Here is a 16,481-nt window from a genome sequence, read left to right as displayed (position 1 = left end):
CCCCGGCCCGCCGTCGCCGACCCGTCCCGGAATCCGCTCCGTCACCACGAGGAGGCCACCATGAGCGACGTCACGACGCCGCAGGCCACGCCCCGCCCGCTCGTCGCGTTCGAGCGACGCCACATCCGTCCGATCCCCGAGAACGAACGCCACGGCACCGCCCGCGGGCTGTTCTTCGTGTGGCTCGGCATCAACATGCTCCCCCTCACGGTCTTCACGGGCGCGCTCGGGCCGACCCTCTTCGGCCTCTCGCTCGGCTGGACCGTCACGGCGATCGTCGTCGGCAACCTGCTCGGCGGCATCGGCGCCGCCCTGCACGCCTCCCAGGGCCCGCAGCTCGGGATCCCGCAGATGCTGCAGGCGCGCGGCCAGTTCGGCTACCTCGGCGGCAGCCTTCTCGCGCTCATCGCGCTCATCATGTTCCTCGGCTTCTTCGCCTCGAACCTCGTCGTCGCGGCACAGAGCTTCACGGCCGCGCTCGGCGGCGGCTCGGTCGAAGTCGGCATCGTCGTGTGCGCGCTCGTCGCGCTCGCGGTCGCGATCTTCGGCTACGACCTCGTCCGCAAGCTCATGGCCGTCTTCTCCGTGATCATCGGCGTACTCGTCGTCGTCTCGATCATCCTGTCGCTCGCGAACCCCGCGACGTTCGTCGCGCACACCGAGCTCGGCTACAACGCGGCCGGGTTCTTCGGCATGCTCGCGATCGGCGTCACGTGGCAGCTCGCGTACGCGCCCTACGTGTCGGACTACTCGCGTACATGCCCGCGAACGGCGGCGCGAAGCCCGCGTTCTGGGCGACGTACCTCGGTCTCGTCATCGGCACCGTCCTCGTCATGGTGCTCGGCGCGCTCGTCGGCCTCACGACGGCGGACGGCGACGCGATGGCCGCGCTCGGTCGACTGCTCGGCGGCTTCGGCCCCGTCGTGTTGTTCGCGTTCGGTATCGCCTCGGCCGTCATGAACTCGTCGAACATCTACTCGGGCGTCATGTGCTCGCTCACGGTGCTCGAGACGATCTCCGCGAAGATCGACATCACGACGACGAAGCGCGTCCTCATGACGATCTTCTACGCCCTGCTCGCGATGACGGCCGCCCTGCTCGGCAAGGACGACTTCCTGCAGATCTTCAAGGACTTCGTCACGATCCTGCTCTACGTGCTCATCCCGTGGTCGGCCATCAACCTCGTCGACTACTTCCTCGTCCGCAAGGGCCACTACGACGTCGACGACATGTTCCGCCGTGACGGCGGCCGCTACGGGCGCTGGGACACGATCGGCCTCGTCTGCTACCTCATCGGCCTCGCCGTGCAGGTGCCGTTCATGGTCACGAACCTCTACACGGGCCCGCTCGCCGAACCGCTCGGCTTCGTCGACGTCGCCTGGATCTTCGGCTTCGCCGTCCCCGGTGTCGTGTACCTCGTGTGGCGCCGCGCGAGCATCCGGCGGGCCGCCTGATGCGCGCGGCCGCCGACCTCGTCGTCACGGGCGCCCAGCTGCTCACCCCCGCGCCGAGCACCGACACGGCGCTCGCGGTCGCGGGCGGACGGATCGTCGCGCTCGGGACCGACGAGGAGGTGCTCGCGCTCGCGGGCCCCGGCACCGAACGCATCGAGTCCGAGGGCGCGGCGCTCCTGCCTGGGTTCCACGACGCCCACGTGCACGCCCAGGCCGGCGGCCTCGCCCTCGGTGGCTGCGACCTCGAACCCGAGCACTCGATCGACGGCTACGCGCGGCTCGTGCGCGAGTTCGCGGCCCGGAGCGACGACGAGTGGATCGTCGGCTCCGGCTGGTTCGGCGACGCGTTCCCCGGCGGACTGCCCACGCGGGCCCACCTCGACGCGATCGTCGCCGATCGCCCCGCCGTGCTCACGAGTCACGACGCGCACGGCGTGTGGGTCAACTCCGCGGCCCTCGAGCGCGCCGGCATCACGCGGGCGAGCACCGACCCGGCGAACGGGCGCATCGTGCGCGACGCCGACGGCGAGCCGACGGGCGTCCTGTTCGACGCCGCGGGCGAGCTCGTCACGCGCCTCGTCCCCGCCCCCGGGCCCGCCGAGCGACGGACGGCGCTCCTCGCCGCCCAGCGGCACCTCTTCTCGCTCGGCGTCACGGCCTGGCACGATGCGATCCTCGGCGCCTACCTGAGCCTGCCCGATTGCCTGCCCACCTACCTCGAGACCCTCGCCGACGGTTCACTCACCGCCCGGGTCACGGGGTCGATGTGGTGGCCGCCCCAGGCGGGCCCCGAGCACGTTCCCGCGATGCTCGAACACCTCCGCGCGACGAGCGAGGCCGGGTTCCCGGTCCGCAGCGTCAAGATCATGCAGGACGGCATCTGCGAGAACTGCACGGCCGCGCTCCTCGAGCCGTACACGGGCGTCCACCCCACGACGCGGGGCGACTCGGTCATCGCGCCCGACGACCTCGTCGAGATCGTCACGGCGCTCGACGCCGCGGGGATCGGCGTGCACTTCCACGGCGTCGGCGACCGGGCCGTCCGCGAGTGCCTCGACGCCGTCGAGGCCGCCCGGCGACGAGGTGGCCCCGCACCGACCGGTCCCGAGCGACCACGACACCAGATCGCCCACCTCGACGTCGTCGACCCCGCCGACGTCCCGCGCTTCGCGGCGCTCGACGTTACCGCGAACATCCAGCCGCTGTGGGCCCGCGACGACCAGGAGATCCTCGAACGCAAGTTCCCGCTCATCGGCGACGAGCGGGCCGCGTGGCACTTCCCGTTCGGCGCCCTCCAGCGCGCGGGTGCCCGCCTCGCGATGGGGAGCGACTGGCCCGTCACGAGCCCCGATCCGCTCTGGGCGCTCCACACGGCGTGCACGCGCACCGCGCCCGCCGCGGACGTCCACGCGCGGAACCCCGAATCGCACCGTCCCGCCCAGCCGGAACAGCGACTCGACCTGTCCACCGCCGTCCGAGCCGCCACGCTCGGCGCGGCCGAGGCCTCCGGCAACGAGACGACGATCGGGTCGCTCGAGCCGGGGAAGCTCGCCGACCTCGTCCTGCTCGACGGCCCGCTCACCGGACCCGCGGACCTCGATCGGGTGCGCGTGCGGCGGACCGTGCTCGGTGGACGTACCGTCCACGTGAGCGACGCGCCCTGACGTCCTCGTGCTCGTCCGCGTCCGCGACGCGAACAAGCACGATCGCCCGTGTGCGGCCCCGCTCAGCGGCGCACCGCCGCCGGCTCCGCCCACGCGCGGCGACAGGCGTCGAGCAGCTCGGGCGACGCGGCACCCCGACGTCCGAGCGCGTCGAGCGTCTCGAGCACGAGGGGTGCCAGTTCCCGCATCCGGACGACGGCGGACCGCATCCATTCGGCCGCCTCGTCCGGGAACTCCGTGAAGAGGATCTCGACGACGATCTCGCCCGCCTCGTCCGTGACCGGCTCGTCGTCACCCGGCCCGTACCGCACCTCGTCGTCGGCGACCCCCTCGGCCGCGAGCCGGCGGGCCTCGAAGAAGGCCTCGCGCGCGCGACGGGGGAGCTGGGGGTCGCCCCCGACCTCGAGCGACAGCACGCGCCCCGCCTCCGCGAGCGCCGCGAGGACGCCGTCGACCGCCGGCACCGGCAGGACGGTGACGGACAGCACCTCGCATCCGAGGCGCAGCGCGTCGGCCGAGGCCGGCCACACCGTCGACTGGTGCACGATCGCCGTCCCGACGTGCGCGGCCGCCTGGGCGCACTCCCGTCCCGCAGCGAGCGCCCGCAGGTGGTGCGCCGTGTCCCCCGCCGTGCCGAACGCGTGGAAGAGCTGATCCCACGCCACCTCGTCGATGCGCCGATCGATCCCTCGTTCATCATCCATGGCGTGCAGCCCTCCGCCCGTCGCATCCTCCGCGGCGCACCGTTGCGCCCGCGAAGATCGTGGCACCGGTCGCTGTGAGCATCCCTCGTCCGGCGCTACGCTCTCCGGGTGCCCGTCGATCGCCTCGCCGCCCGTCCCCACCGCCGCCCCGAACGCTCGCCGTGGCGCGCCGACGCGCGGACCCTCGATCGGCTCACGGGTGCTGCATCCGAACGCGATCCCGATCGGACGCTCGAACGGGCCACGATCGACCGGCCACCCGCCGCCGAGACGGTCCGTCGCTGGTGGGACGCGCTCGACGACACGCGCCGCGCGCGTCTCGTCGAGCGGACGCCCCTGCTCGTCGGGAACCTCGACGGCGTCCCGTGGCCGCGCCGGATCGCGGCGAACCACGCGACGCTCCGGGCGGAGATCTCGACGCGCGCGACGTCCACGTCACCGCGGAACGCCCGCCGCGTCCTCGAGGACGAGCGCCTCACGGCGCTGTCGACGGGGCCGGGCCTCGTCGACCGGGGCGGCAGGCCACGCTTCGTGCTCGCACGCGACCCGGATCGCGAGGCGATCGTCGAGTACGTCGGTCCCGCGATCGCCGACACCGACGATCCGTGGGCGAGCCCCCTCGACCCCGCGGTCCGCGCCGTCGGGCTGTTCGTGCCCGGCAACGAGTCGGATCTCCGGCAGTTCGAGGGCAAGGCTCACACGATGTCCGAACTCGTGCACACGGCCGCCCCCGGCAGCACCGGCCTCGTCGTCTGGCAGGGCGGTCGTTTCCCGGTCGGTCCGTTCGGACTCTCCTCCCGCGCCGCCACCCTGCTCGCGAACCGCTACGGCCGCTTCGCGAACGCGATCCCCCGCGATCCGGACGTGCGCTACGTCGCGCTCGGCTTCAGCTTCGGTGGCTCGGTCGTCGGTGCCGCACTCGCCCGCGGCCTCCGTGTCGACGCGGTCGGTCACCTCGCCTCGGCGGGCCTCGGCCCGGGCGTGGCCCGCGTCGCCGACCTGCCCGCCGCGGCGCGTGTCCCCCACTACGCGTTCATGGCCCCGGGCGACACGAGTGTCGGCCCCCTCCTCGGGCTCGATCTCCCGCCCGGCCCGACCGGCATCGGGCACGGCGGCGATCCGCTCCGCGACCCCGCGGTCGTCCGCCTCGAGACGGGGTTCGAGCGTTCACTCACCGCGACGGGCGACCTCGAGGTGTCCCGAGCGTCCGGGCTCCTGCGCGGTCACGCGACCATCCTCGAACACTGGGGAACGGACGCGAAGCACGGGATGGGTGCCGTCCTCTCGACCGGCTCGGCACTCCGCGCCGCGCCACGGGACCTCGTGTGGCGCCTCGCCGAGCGGATCGCGCTGCCGTGGTCACCGCTCGTGCGCGCGGACTACGCGCCCTCGTTCGTCGACGTCGTGTGATGCCCCGCGGCCCTCGGACGCGTCGGTCGCCCTGACCCGCGCGGCACGATCCACGCGGAACTCAGCGTCCCTCCGTCCCCAGGGGTGACCGCTCACCGCCGTCCTCGCGCTGCGCGTCATCGGCGTCCGCCTCGTCCTCGTCCGCCTCGTCGTCGTCCGTCCCGAGTCGGCGTTCGGCGGTCACGTCGTCACCCGCGATCGTGAGCGAGAGCTCGCCCTGTGGCGAGCTGCGGAGCCGCACCGTGATCTCGGGGCCCTGGACCCCCCGCACCACGTCCGCCGCCCACTCGAGCGCCGCGACGCGATCGCACGGTGGGATCTCGCGGCCGTCCGTGTCGTCGAGCAGGACGACGCGCATGCCCCGTTCGCGGGCCGCGTGGACGGCCGAGCGCAGCGGTTCCAGGTCGAGCGAGCGCGCCCGGATCCGGTCACGGAGCATGGCCTCCGTGGCGAGCCAGTCCCGCTGCTCCCCGGCTGTCGGTGGTGCCCCCGAAGCGATCGCGATGAGTGCCGGGAGCGCCGCGGACTCGAATCGTTTCAGGACACGCGATTGCTCCTCCGCGGCAGCGAGCTCGGCGGTCTCGATGGAGTACTGACGGTCGAGCGCCTCACGGATCGCGAGCGTCCGCGTGATCGCGCGCCGCATCTGGAACGAGACGCCCGAGCCGACGGCGAGCGTCGCGACGTTCCGGTTGAGGAATCCGACGGCCTCCTCGAGACCGAACCCGCTCGAGAAGCACCACCAGACCGTCAGCGCGGCCATACAGGCCATCGCGACCCACGAGAGCAGGATGCGCCCACGCAGCCCGAGCACGAGGAGCATGACCGAGTTCGCCCCGAAGTGCCACGCCTGATAGCCGGGGTCGACGCCGGCCGGGAGCGTCAGGAAGACCAGCATCGAGATGGCGAGGCACGAGAAGACGACGGCGAACCCCGTCTCGAGCTGGATCGGCATCGGGCCGGGGAGCGCGAGCACCGTGACCGTGACCGCGTACAGCCCCACCGCGAGCAGATTCGACCAGGACATGGCGGTGCGCGGATCGGAACCGACGGACAGCACCACGACCGTCACGATCTGCAGTCCCGCGAACACGAGCAGCGGGCCGCCGTGCACGCTCCCCCCGCGGCCGAGCGTCTCCGTCCCGAGGACGCCTGCCGCGATCTCGCTGTACCGCCGCCCACGTTCGGCGCGCGGACGGACCTTGATCCGTGGTGCCATGGTCCAGAAATCGAGGTCGAACGGTGTGAGGGCGCGGGGAACGCGCGTCGCACCGCTCGAGACGGGTGCCCGCTCGCCGCCGGCCACGGTTGCCGCGCCGTCGTCGAGCGGCCGTGTCCACCCGATCACGACCCGCGTTCCCTGCCCGAGGTGCGACACGATCTGCGAGGTGCCACCGACGGCCCGCATGCGTGCCCGGATGCTCGATTCGATGCCGAGGCGCGTGCTCGCGACACGGGAGACGTCGAATCCGACCCCGTCGTCGAGCACCGTCACCTCGAGGCGATCACGTCCCGCGACGACGTGCACGGCGCGCGCGGGTTCGACGCCCCGTCCGCCCGCGTGCCGGAGCGAGTTCCGCAGGGCCTCGAGCGTCGCGGCGGTCACCGCCTCGGCGACGTCGTCGGGGATACCGTGGGGCAGCACGGCCGGCCGGTCGGTGGTTGTGGTCGAAGCGGGGTCGACGTCGTCGCGCGATCCGTCCGGCCAGCTCGGAACGGGTGGCTCCCGGTCGATCTCGTAGCTGAACTGGGCGTCGGGGTCGAGATCGCGGACGAGTCCCTGCACGTCCCACACGAACTCCCGCGGTGTCGCGTGCACGACCTGGGTGTCCGGGTCGCCCTGCCGCGCGAGTTCGTCGAGCGCGTCGGCCGCGTGCGTCGACGCGAGGGCGCGCTCCTCGGGCGAGCGCGCACGTCCCGCGAGGAGGAGCGTCGCGAGGACGCGATCATGCACGAGCGCGTCGATGCGCTTGCGCACGTCGGCCCGCGCTCGCGCCGAGACCGCGAGCGCCGTCTCCGTCCGTGCGGTCGCGAGGGTCCGGTCGCTTAGCCCGCCCGCCTGCAGCACGGCGACGACGAGCAGGACGAACACCGCACAGAACGTCGCCGTCTGCACGCCGTTCTCGAGCCCGATGAGCGCACTGTCCTCGGCACCGGTCGTCGTGCGGACGATGCCCGCGAGCACCGCCGCGAGCGCTGTCACGCCCCACGCGAGAACCGGACGCAGGCCGACCGCCGCCATCGTCGTGGGGACGGCGATGACGTCGAGGATCCACGGCACCTGACCGTCGGGCACCGGCCGGACCGACGCGATCGGCGCCATGGCGGTGACCGTCAGGAGGATGCATGCGCCGACGACGTGGAGTCGGCGGAGCGTGAGCGGTCGATGCACGATGCTCGCGACGACGAGCCCCACGGAGCAGGCGAAGAGCGAACCCGTCGCGAGAAGGTTCCACCACATGGCGTACATGGGCCACTGCGCGATGATCGAGGGGAGGAGCAGTGCGAGGAACAGCAGCCCCGCCGCGCCGATACCGAGCGTGAGGACACGCACGATGCGCGTGAGCGTCGAACGGAGCTCCGGCGTCTCGGAGTCCGCCGACGACCTGGTCATGGTGTCTGCGTGGAGCCTGAAGGCGATTCGGGCAACGGCAGGAAGCCGTCCTCGAGGGCCCGCTTGTAGAGGTCGACCTTCGTGTGCGCCGGGCGGTGCACACGTGCGTACTTCGCCCGGATCCGTCGCACGTAGTCGTCGACGGTTCCGACGGAGATGCCGAGCTCGTAGGCGACGGCCTGGGCCTTCACGCCCGATGCGAACAGCGCGAGGACGCGCTGTTCCTGGGCGCTCAGTGCGGCATCGGGAAGGCTCGGGTCGGCGTCGAGCGCGGCCGCCCAGTCCGAGGAGACGACGTGCTCGCCGGCCGCGGCGCGACGAATGGCCTCCTGCAGCACGCCGACGGGCTCGGACTTGCGCAGGACACCGGCGACGTCGCAGCGGGCCACGACGCGCACGAGGAAGGGGTTCTCACCCGAGGTGAAGGCGAGCACCCGGGCGCCCGACGAGCGGAGCCGTTCGACGTTGTTGACGGGCGAGGACCCGTCCGCGAGGCGCAGATCGAGCACGACGACATCGAGGTCGAGGTGCTCCGCGAGCAATTGATCGACCGTGCCGGCGAATCCGACGAGCTCGGTCTCGGGCATCTCGTTGATCGTCGAGCGCAGGGCCACCGCGACGATCTCGTGATCGTCGACGAGCCCGATTCGCGTCGGCCGCACGGCTGGTGTCGAATCCGACATCGAGGTCCCTCCGCTGAACATCCGGACCCGACGGGGCCCGGTGACACCTCGATCCTATCGAGCGGCCGCGACACACACGGACGCATCACCGCGCGAGGAGACGTTCGATTCCGTCCAGTGGGACACTCAGCCAGGCGGGCCGATACGCCGCCTCGTAGCGGGCCTCGTACACGGCCTTGTCGAGTTCGTAGGCCCGGAGCACGCGCGGATCCGGCGCCGTGTCGGCCGAGCCTTGGGAGGCCCCGTCGTCACGCACCGAGCCATCGGCGTACCCGCGGAGGAACGCCGCACGCGCGTCCTGCGCCCAGTCCGCCGCCGTTCGCCGCCCCGCCTCGACCGAGAGCGCGCCCGCCACGTAGTCGAACGAGCGAAGCATGCCCGCGACGTCGCGCACGGCCGCGTCGGGCGCGTTCCGCTCGGCCATCGGCCGCAACGGCTCCCCCTCGAAGTCGAGCAGCACCCAGCCGCGCTCGGGCACCGCGAGCACCTGGCCGAGGTGCAGATCGCCGTGGATGCGCTGCAGGACGGGCCAGGGCGCCGCCTCCGCCGCGGCGAAGACGCGCTCCGCGCCCGAGGCGAGCTCCGCGAGCCGCGGAACGCCCTCCGCCGCCTGCACGTACCGATCACGCATGCCGCGCAGCGCGGCCGCGATCTCGTCCCGGCCCGCGGGGACGACGGGCATCACGCGGCGCAGGGTCGCGTGCGTCTCGGCGATCGCCTGGCCGAGCGTGTACGCCTGTTCCGTGAAGTCGTCACCGGATTCGGCCGATCGGAGGGCGACCCGCCAGGCGTCCTCGACGCCCGCGAGGTACTCCTGCGCGAACACGAGATGACTGGATGCGCGGCCGGATTCCGTGCGAGGGTCGGGCCACTCGCCCGCGACCTGTCCGAGTGCCGGTGGCACCCGCAGTGACCCGGCCGCGGCGAGCGCCGTCTGCAGCGTCGCATCGGGGTTCTCGCCATCGCCGAGCGTCCGGAAGACCTTCATGATGAGCGGTGCGGCCGGCCGGCCGGCATCGTCGACCGTCTCGATCACGACGGAGCTGTTCGACTGCTCGCCCTGGAGGACGTGGCTGCGCGTGTACGAGCCGACCCGCACGGCTGGCATCGGCTGGCCGTAGGCGACCGCGTCGACCGCTCCGCCCGGCCCCGTCGCCGTCTGCTCGCGCCGAATGAGGTCGAGCAGCGCGCGGACGAACGCGCCGTCGTGGGGGCCGTCGACGACGGCGGACGCCCCCTGTGCATCGGTGTAGGTGCCGATGTAGCCGCGCGCGTCGATCGCCCCGTCGACGGCCCGGATGACGAGCGGCACCTGGTAGACCGTCTGCGCGGGTGAGTCCTCGTCGAGCAGGATCGCGACCGTGATGAATCGGACACCGAGATCATGGGCCGGATCGGCGAGCGAATAGCTGCCGAGCAGTCGCAGGCGCGCAGGACCGTCACCGCCCGCGAACCAGCGCTGCGTGGGGATCCACGCCTGGAGCAGGGTGATGAGGTCGGTCATGGAGCCTCCGTCGGTGCGTCGTGCGACCGTCGGCCACGAAAGGGCGGACGCACGCCAGGGTACCGATGCGACCCTGGCGGAGTGCCGTCCCACGCTGGGGCGCCGCCCCACCTCGTGGTCCGCACGCGAACGCGAATCGGGACGCTCAGCGGCGGACGGAGCTCGTCACCGTGAACTTCGACGTGCGCTCGAGCTGCGACGTGCGTCCGACGATCCGTTCGAGCGCGGCGCGGTGACGCAGGTGCGAGTTGTAGACGGTCAGCAGACGCCCTCCCGGGCGCAGCACCCGCGCCGCCGCCTCGAACAGGCGGTCGGCGAGCCGCTCCTCCACCGCGTGTCCCTCGTGGAACGGCGGGTTGAGCAGCACGAGGTCGACGGAGGTGTCCGGCACGCCCGCCGCGGCGTCCTCCTGTCGGACCGTGACGCGTGCCCCGACACCCGCGGCATCGACCGTGGCCCGCGCCGAGGCACTCGCGGCCCACGAGCGGTCGCTCGCGATGATCTCGGCGCTCGGGCGACGTCGCGCGATGCTCGTCGCGAGCACGCCCGTCCCGCAGCCGAGGTCGAGCACGGTCCCGACCGCGTCCGTCTCGACCGTGGCGCGGTCCAGGACGTCGAGCAGCACGCGCGTGCCGAGGTCGAGCCGGGGTCCCGCGAACGCGCCACCGTGCGCGACGACGTCGAAGCCCAGTTCACCGACGTGTTCGCGGAGCGGGAAGGACCGCGCCGGAGGCCCGGGGCGTGCACCCTCCGCGACGAGGACGCGCGACTTCCATCGGCCGAGACTCGCCGAGACCGAGGCGAAGTCCGCCGCCAGCACGCCGTTCGCGCCGGGTGACAGGTGCTTCGTCCGTGCCGTTCCGAGCAGGATCGCGTCGGGCCTCGCGTGCGTGCGGACGAGCCCGGAGAGCTCCTCGAGCGCCGCGAGCGATTTCGGGAGCCGGAGGAGCACGACGCGCGCATCGGCCAGGAGCGCCGCGCCGGGGTCGGCCCGCCGGATCGTGTCGGGCGAGGGGACCGGGCGCGGGACGGCGTCGTCGAACGTGCGCGCGCCGACCGCTTCGAGCACCTCGATCGCCGCGAGCGTCTCGCGGTCGTCCAGGCCGATCGTGACGAGGTCCGCGGGCCGACGACCCATCCGATCCGTCGCTCGCGCCCGGGCCTCCGCGAGGAGGAGTCGGACGGCCCCCTCGAGGCTCGCGTCGTGCGTCACGCGTTCGTCCGCGGGGACGCCGGGGCGAACGCGCCGCGTCCCGAGCTCACGATCGGTCGGCGTTCGCCGGGCCCGGACCGTCGCTCGTCCCCCGGACCCAGTCCGGACGCGCGGGAGGTGTCGGTGTTCCGCTCGGCCCCGTCGTGACCGGCCCGAGCGTGCCCGCGGGCATGCTCGGGAGGGCGTCGCCGGCCGGGACGACGCCGCCGGTCGCCGGGGTCCCGGCGACGAACGCGTCCGATGCCCCTGCGGGCGCCGATCCGCCGGGCGACGCGAACGGCATCTGCGGGATGTCGGATCGCCCGGCGTCGCCCTGTCCGAACGCGCTCCCGACGGGCGCCGCATCCGCGAACGCCGTGCCACTCGGCGCCGCCGTGGGCGCACCGAACGGCACCGGGGCCCCGAACGGCCCCGCCGCGCCGCTCTGCGGCGGCCCGGTGCCCGCGAACTGCGGCGCCGGGAACGGCGTCGCGCCCACCGGAGCGCCGGCGACCGCGCCCTGGCTGCCGCCTCGCCGTTCGAGCAGCGGCACCGGTCGCCCGGAGCGCACGCGCACGACGAACAACACGACGGCGACAGCGAGGAGCACGAGCAGGACGATGCCGATGATGGTCCGGATCCCCGGTGCCGTCACCCAGAACGACGGCGGCACCTTGGTGGGCACGGCGGACGGGATGGAGGTTCCGAACCCGACCCCCGCCTCGGTGAACCCGGGATCGACGAAGGGCGTGCTCCCCATGACGTCCTGCCACGACGGGAAGGCGTCGTTGCGGTCCGTCAGCAGCGGGTTCACGTCGGGGTACCGGGTCGGGTCCCAGAGCATCAGATTCTGCGGCGAGAACAGACCGAACCCCTCGAGGTCGGTGCGCGAGAGCTCGGGCCAGTCGTTCGTCGTGTTGCGGATGAGCGACTGGATGATCTGGTTGCTCGTCGCCTCGGGCCACCGCTGCATCGTGAGCGCGAGCACGCCGCTCACCCACGCGGTCGCGGGCGAGGACCCCACCCCGAGGTGATACGCGTCCCACGAGCCGTCGCCGTAGGCCGGCCCGCGGATGTTGACGCCGGGTGCGACACCCGTGAGACGGTCCGAGTGCACCTCCCGGCCGTCGGATCCGCCCGAGGCCGTCATGTTCTCGATCGCGACGACGCCGTTCGCGCCGGACGTGTCGTCGAGATCGTCGCCGTCCTCGTTCTGCACCGCGATGTCGACGATCGCTCCCGCCCGGTGGGCGATGAGAACCGCCTCCTCGACGTCGTCCGTGTCGCCCCATCCGAGCGACATCGAGATGATGCGGGCGCCGTTGTCCACGGCGTCCTGCACGGAGTCCGCGAGCGTGATGTCGCACCCCGTGAGGTTCGGGTCGGACAGGACGGCGTAGTGCAGCACCTTCGCGTCTGGTGCGACGCCGGGGATCCCACGGAGATCGCCGACCCCGGCGTCGTTGCCGATGATGACGGACGTCATGCTCGTCCCGTGCCCGGCCTCCTCCTCGTCGGAGATGCCGTCGTACCCGTTGGGGCACACGTGTTCGGTGCGGGGTTCGAGGTCGGTGCCCCGAAGATCGGGGACATCGGGATTGATCGGCGTGTCGAGCACGGCGACGGTGATGCCGGCGCCCGTGATGCCCTCCGCATGGATCGACCCGATGCCGAACTTGTCGAAGTACCAGGTGCCGTCCTGCACGGACGCGTAGGGGTCGGGCTCGGGTGTCGCGCCCGTGGCGACGCCCGCTCCCAGCGGCAGCGCGATCACGGTGGCGAGGGTCGCGGCGACCGCGTACCCACGGGGGCGCGTCCCCGCGCCGGTCCGACTGTTCCAGCTCATCGACCGCTTCCTCTTCCTCTCCCGCGTGCACGGCCGCGGGACGGCGTGGCACCAGGCAAGACTCTCACGAGCCGGCGGCGCGCACGTCGTCCCGTGGAACGGCACGCCCTCATTCGAGCGGACGCACCGAGAGCGACTCGACGACCGCGCCCGCCGGCAGCGAGACGGCGAGACGTACCGTGTCCGCGACCGCGACGGGATCGAGGTACCGCCACGGTTCGTAGGCGCCGCCCTCCGCGGCGCGCAGTTCGTGCTGCATGTCGGTGTCGACGCGCCCGGGGTGCACCGACGTGACCCGGACCCCGTTCGGACGTTCCTCCTCGCGCAGGGCGTCGGCGAGGGCGCGCGCCGCGAACTTCGACGGGGCGTACACGCCCTGCCCCGCACCGGACGTGAGGCCCGACCCGCTGTTCACGACGACCACGAGGCCCCGCGCCGCACGCAGCGGCACGATCAGCCGGGCGGTGAGGTCGGCGACCGCGACCACGTTGAGTTCGAACACCTCGCGGAACTCGGATCGCGTGAGCTCGGCGACGGGACGCCTCGGCCCGAGGAGTCCCGCCGAGTGCACGAGCACGTCGAGCCGGTCGAGCCCCGCCTCGTGCACCGCCCGCTCGAGCTCGACCTCGTCGGCCAGATCGGCGGTGAACGGCTCGGCATCGCCGAGTTCCGCCGCGAGCGCCGCGGTCGCGGACGCGTCGCGGCCGCCCACGAGCACGCGGTGGGTCCGTCCGAGTTCGCGAGCGACCGCGAGACCGATTCCCCGCGTCGCCCCCGTGACGAGCGCGATCGGCCGCGTGCCGCGCTCGTGCGCGCGGGCGTCCCCGTCTCCGGCGTTCGTCGTGTCCTGGCCCATGTCTCCTCCGACGTTCCTCGCTCCGTTCGGCAACGTGTCGTCGTGCCGACGACCCGGCCGTGTGGCAACCTGGTCGCCGTCCGAGTCTCGCAGTCCAGCCCACAGCCCGAGGAGCCGACCGTGCGTGTCCCCACCCGAGCCGTCCGGCGCCTCGTCACCGTCGCCGTGGCCGCGGGCGTCGCCGTGACGGCGCCGTTCGCTCTCGTGGCCTGCGGCACGGTGGCATCGGGCGGGGACGCGGAACGCACCTCCCTCGCCCAGCAGCTGACCGAGCAGGGGGACGCTCCCGCGCCGACCGCGGCGGCGAACGCCGAGATCGCGGCGAACGCGCTCGCGGTGCTCGAATCGATCGAGGTCGCACCGCGGACGGAGTGGGACGGGCCCTTCGATCGGGCCCGCTCGTTCGGTGACGGGTGGGGGGATCCCGACGGGAACGGCTGCGATGCGCGGAACGACGCACTCGCGCGCGAACTGACGGATGTCGCCCTGCTCGGCGACGGGTGCCGGGTCGAGCGCGGCTCGTTCCACGACCCGTACTCCGGCGAGACCGTCGAGTTCGTGCGCGGCCCCGGGACGAGCGACGACGTCCAGATCGACCACGTCGTCGCGCTCTACAACTCGTGGCGCACGGGAGCGCAGGATCTGTCGTTCGACGAGCGCGTGGCGCTCGCGAACGATCCCCTGAACCTCCAGCCCACGCTCGACTGGGTCAACGACGAGAAGATGTCGCAGGACGCCTCGCAGTGGCTCCCGCCGAGCGAGTCGTACCACTGCGTCTACGTCGCGCGGCAGATCGCGGTCAAGGCGAGCTACGAGCTGTGGGTCACCGCGGCCGAACGCGACGCGATGACGCGCGTCCTGCACGACTGCGGCGGCTGATCCGATTCCCACACGCCGCAGGGACGCGAGTCGACGGTAGCGTGCCAACATGCTCGTCCTCACGCTGCTGTCGATCGCCGTACTCGCGACCGTGATCGCACTCGGCGCGCTCGGTGTCGCCGCGGTCGACCTCGCGCGACGGCGGCGGGCGGTCACGGAGGCGGAGCCGAGCGATGACGAGCGTGCGCTCGTCGACGCGCTCACGCCGGCCGAGGCGGCGACGCTACATCCGCGGGGGCGCCGCGGCTTCGCAGCCGAGCTCGTGGGGCTCGTCGCGAGCGGTGCGGCACGTATCCGTCCCGCCGAGGCGGCTGAGAGCGGCAACGCGGACGCGGGCATGCGGCGCTCGTGGACCCTCGAGCTCACGGATCCCGAGCTCGTCACCGCACCGACGACGCTCGAGGTGATCGAATCGCTCGCGCTGCCCGCCGCGCGGACGGGTGAGCGTGTGCTGCTCCCGCGTCGTTCGAGCTTCCACCGCCGTCTGCGGACGGCGGTCGACGCGAGTGTTCGCAGCAGTCTGCTCGTGCGTGGCCTCGCGGCACCTCGCGCCCGCTGGCGGCGGACCGTGATCGCGGGCGTCGTGACCGCGAGCGCACTCGTCGCCGTCGTGAGCGCGCTCGCGGCGTTCGCCGCGTCCCTCTCGCTCGGGAGCACGGCGGCGCCGTGGATGTTCCTGCTGCCGTGGCTGCTCATCGCGCTCGCGACGGCGGCCGGTGCCCTGCTCCCGCTCGTGCGCGTCCCGCCCGTCCGGCTCACGGCTCGTGGGGCGGCGGTCGCCGCCGCGATCGACGAGCGACGGGCGGCCGACGTGGCACGCGCGGAGCCCACCGCCGACGGTCCCAGGGCCGTCGCGGCGGCGTGGGCGGCGCTGCCTCTCGCGGTCGTCCTGGGTGGCGAGCTCGAGGCGGCCACACGGCTCGCCTCGCTCGCCCACGGCGCGGACACCGTCCTGCGGTGGCCGGCTGGTCCCGACGGCAACGCCTGGGCGACGCCCGCGGCGTTCGGCGCCGACGTCGCGCAGTTCGCCCGTGTCGTCGAGGCCGACGGCGGATCCGTCGCGACGACGCTCCGCGAGTTCGGGGCACGCGGCTGATCGCGACGAGCGGCACCGCGCGCGGCGCGGTGCCGCTCAGTGCTCGTCGACGGCCTCGAACGCCACCACGGCGCTCGGTTCCGGTGCCTGCGATCCGTCGGCGGGCGTCGCGGCCGTGCGTTCCTCGCCGCGGTCACCGCGTCGCTGCGGTCGCCAGACGACGACGCCCGTCCTGCGGCCGCTGCGGCGGCCGGCCATGATCGTGACGACCTCGCCGGCCTGTCCCGCGGCGAACACGCGTCGTCCCTGACGCCGGAGTCGTTCGTCGGCGAGCTCCGATTCAAGCGCACGCACCCGGTGGCGCAGTTCGCGATTCTCCTCGCGCAGGAGCATGATGCGGGCGATGCCCTCGAGGCTCACGCCGTCGCCGGAGAGCTCCGCGATCTCGCGGAGTGCCTGCACGTCGGTGAGCGAGTAGCGCCGCACCCTGCCCGCCGTCCGCTGTGGGGACACGAGCCCCATGCGGTCGTACTGCCGCAGGGTCTGCGGGTGCATGCCCGCCAGTTGCGCCGCCACGGCGATCGCGAAGATCGGGTCGTCCTCGCTCGGTCGAACGGGTCCGTCCATGGTGTCTCACCC

At 73.1% G+C, this 16,481-nt stretch carries 12 protein-coding genes and 1 pseudogene; 5 read left to right on the top strand and 8 right to left on the bottom strand.

The features are described 5' to 3' along the window. The first annotated feature begins 60 nt into the window (after window positions 1–60). A pseudogene (locus tag HNR16_RS19070) lies at window positions 61–1,454 on the top strand (purine-cytosine permease family protein). After that, the gene (locus HNR16_RS16265; protein WP_158038890.1) at window positions 1,454–3,118 is read left to right on the top strand and encodes an amidohydrolase; all 1,665 of its coding nucleotides are present in this window, start codon (window positions 1,454–1,456) and stop codon (window positions 3,116–3,118) included. Before HNR16_RS19070 ends, HNR16_RS16265 begins: the two are co-directional and overlap by 1 nt. A gap of 62 nt (window positions 3,119–3,180) precedes the next feature. Here HNR16_RS16265 and HNR16_RS16260 read toward each other — a convergent pair whose 3' ends face one another. Continuing rightward, the gene (locus tag HNR16_RS16260; RefSeq protein WP_158038889.1) at window positions 3,181–3,822 is read right to left on the bottom strand and encodes a hypothetical protein; all 642 of its coding nucleotides are present in this window, start codon (window positions 3,820–3,822) and stop codon (window positions 3,181–3,183) included. A 108-nt stretch (window positions 3,823–3,930) separates the two neighbouring features. Between HNR16_RS16260 and HNR16_RS16255 the strand changes: the two genes are divergently transcribed. Continuing rightward, on the top strand, window positions 3,931–5,232 hold the full coding sequence (locus tag HNR16_RS16255; protein ID WP_158038888.1) for a hypothetical protein: 1,302 nt from the start codon (window positions 3,931–3,933) through the stop codon (window positions 5,230–5,232). 61 nt (window positions 5,233–5,293) lie between these two features. On the opposite strand, the gene HNR16_RS16250 is transcribed toward HNR16_RS16255, so the two are convergent. The 6 genes from HNR16_RS16250 to HNR16_RS16225 form a co-directional block, all read right to left on the bottom strand. Continuing rightward, a complete protein-coding gene (locus HNR16_RS16250) occupies window positions 5,294–7,846 on the bottom strand; it encodes an ATP-binding protein (protein WP_179558308.1) in 2,553 nt (850 codons plus the stop codon). Next, window positions 7,843–8,508 (bottom strand): response regulator transcription factor, encoded by a 666-nt coding sequence (locus tag HNR16_RS16245; protein ID WP_225737710.1) that lies wholly within the window; start codon window positions 8,506–8,508, stop codon window positions 7,843–7,845. Before HNR16_RS16245 ends, HNR16_RS16250 begins: the two co-directional genes overlap by 4 nt. A gap of 106 nt (window positions 8,509–8,614) precedes the next feature. Next, window positions 8,615–10,033 (bottom strand): maltokinase N-terminal cap-like domain-containing protein, encoded by a 1,419-nt coding sequence (locus HNR16_RS16240; protein ID WP_158038886.1) that lies wholly within the window; start codon window positions 10,031–10,033, stop codon window positions 8,615–8,617. 145 nt (window positions 10,034–10,178) lie between these two features. Next, complete coding sequence (locus HNR16_RS16235; protein ID WP_179558307.1) at window positions 10,179–11,246, bottom strand: class I SAM-dependent methyltransferase; 1,068 nt, start codon at window positions 11,244–11,246, stop codon at window positions 10,179–10,181. 46 nt (window positions 11,247–11,292) lie between these two features. Next, a complete protein-coding gene (locus tag HNR16_RS16230; protein WP_158038884.1) occupies window positions 11,293–13,071 on the bottom strand; it encodes a S8 family peptidase in 1,779 nt (592 codons plus the stop codon). Window positions 13,072–13,180: 109 nt separating this feature from the next. Continuing rightward, the gene (locus HNR16_RS16225; protein ID WP_158038883.1) at window positions 13,181–13,927 is read right to left on the bottom strand and encodes an SDR family oxidoreductase; all 747 of its coding nucleotides are present in this window, start codon (window positions 13,925–13,927) and stop codon (window positions 13,181–13,183) included. 120 nt (window positions 13,928–14,047) lie between these two features. Here HNR16_RS16225 and HNR16_RS18915 point away from each other — a divergent pair, with 120 nt between their 5' ends. Together HNR16_RS18915 and HNR16_RS16215 are read left to right on the top strand one after the other, a co-directional pair. Continuing rightward, complete coding sequence (locus HNR16_RS18915) at window positions 14,048–14,806, top strand: HNH endonuclease family protein (protein WP_158038882.1); 759 nt, start codon at window positions 14,048–14,050, stop codon at window positions 14,804–14,806. Between the two features lie 49 nt (window positions 14,807–14,855). Further along, a complete protein-coding gene (locus HNR16_RS16215; protein ID WP_158038881.1) occupies window positions 14,856–15,902 on the top strand; it encodes a DUF2207 domain-containing protein in 1,047 nt (348 codons plus the stop codon). 36 nt (window positions 15,903–15,938) lie between these two features. Here HNR16_RS16215 and HNR16_RS16210 read toward each other — a convergent pair whose 3' ends face one another. Further along, window positions 15,939–16,469, bottom strand: coding sequence for a heat shock protein transcriptional repressor HspR (locus tag HNR16_RS16210; protein WP_158038880.1), 531 nt, complete (start codon window positions 16,467–16,469; stop codon window positions 15,939–15,941). Window positions 16,470–16,481: the final 12 nt, after the last annotated feature.

Origin of the sequence: Pseudoclavibacter chungangensis, assembly GCF_013410545.1 — a bacterium.
Lineage (GTDB): Bacteria > Actinomycetota > Actinomycetes > Actinomycetales > Microbacteriaceae > Pseudoclavibacter > Pseudoclavibacter chungangensis.
This window is presented reverse-complemented; position numbering and strand designations above follow the sequence as displayed.

Coding starts and splice junctions, on each gene's coding strand:
- HNR16_RS16260 (WP_158038889.1), bottom strand. CDS start 3,822: ATGGATGATGAACGAGGGATCGATCGGCGCATCGACGAGGTGGCGTGG.
- HNR16_RS16230 (WP_158038884.1), bottom strand. CDS start 13,071: ATGAGCTGGAACAGTCGGACCGGCGCGGGGACGCGCCCCCGTGGGTAC.
- HNR16_RS16240 (WP_158038886.1), bottom strand. CDS start 10,033: ATGACCGACCTCATCACCCTGCTCCAGGCGTGGATCCCCACGCAGCGC.
- HNR16_RS16225 (WP_158038883.1), bottom strand. CDS start 13,927: ATGGGCCAGGACACGACGAACGCCGGAGACGGGGACGCCCGCGCGCAC.
- HNR16_RS16215 (WP_158038881.1), top strand. CDS start 14,856: ATGCTCGTCCTCACGCTGCTGTCGATCGCCGTACTCGCGACCGTGATC.
- HNR16_RS16250 (WP_179558308.1), bottom strand. CDS start 7,846: ATGACCAGGTCGTCGGCGGACTCCGAGACGCCGGAGCTCCGTTCGACG.
- HNR16_RS16210 (WP_158038880.1), bottom strand. CDS start 16,469: ATGGACGGACCCGTTCGACCGAGCGAGGACGACCCGATCTTCGCGATC.
- HNR16_RS16265 (WP_158038890.1), top strand. CDS start 1,454: ATGCGCGCGGCCGCCGACCTCGTCGTCACGGGCGCCCAGCTGCTCACC.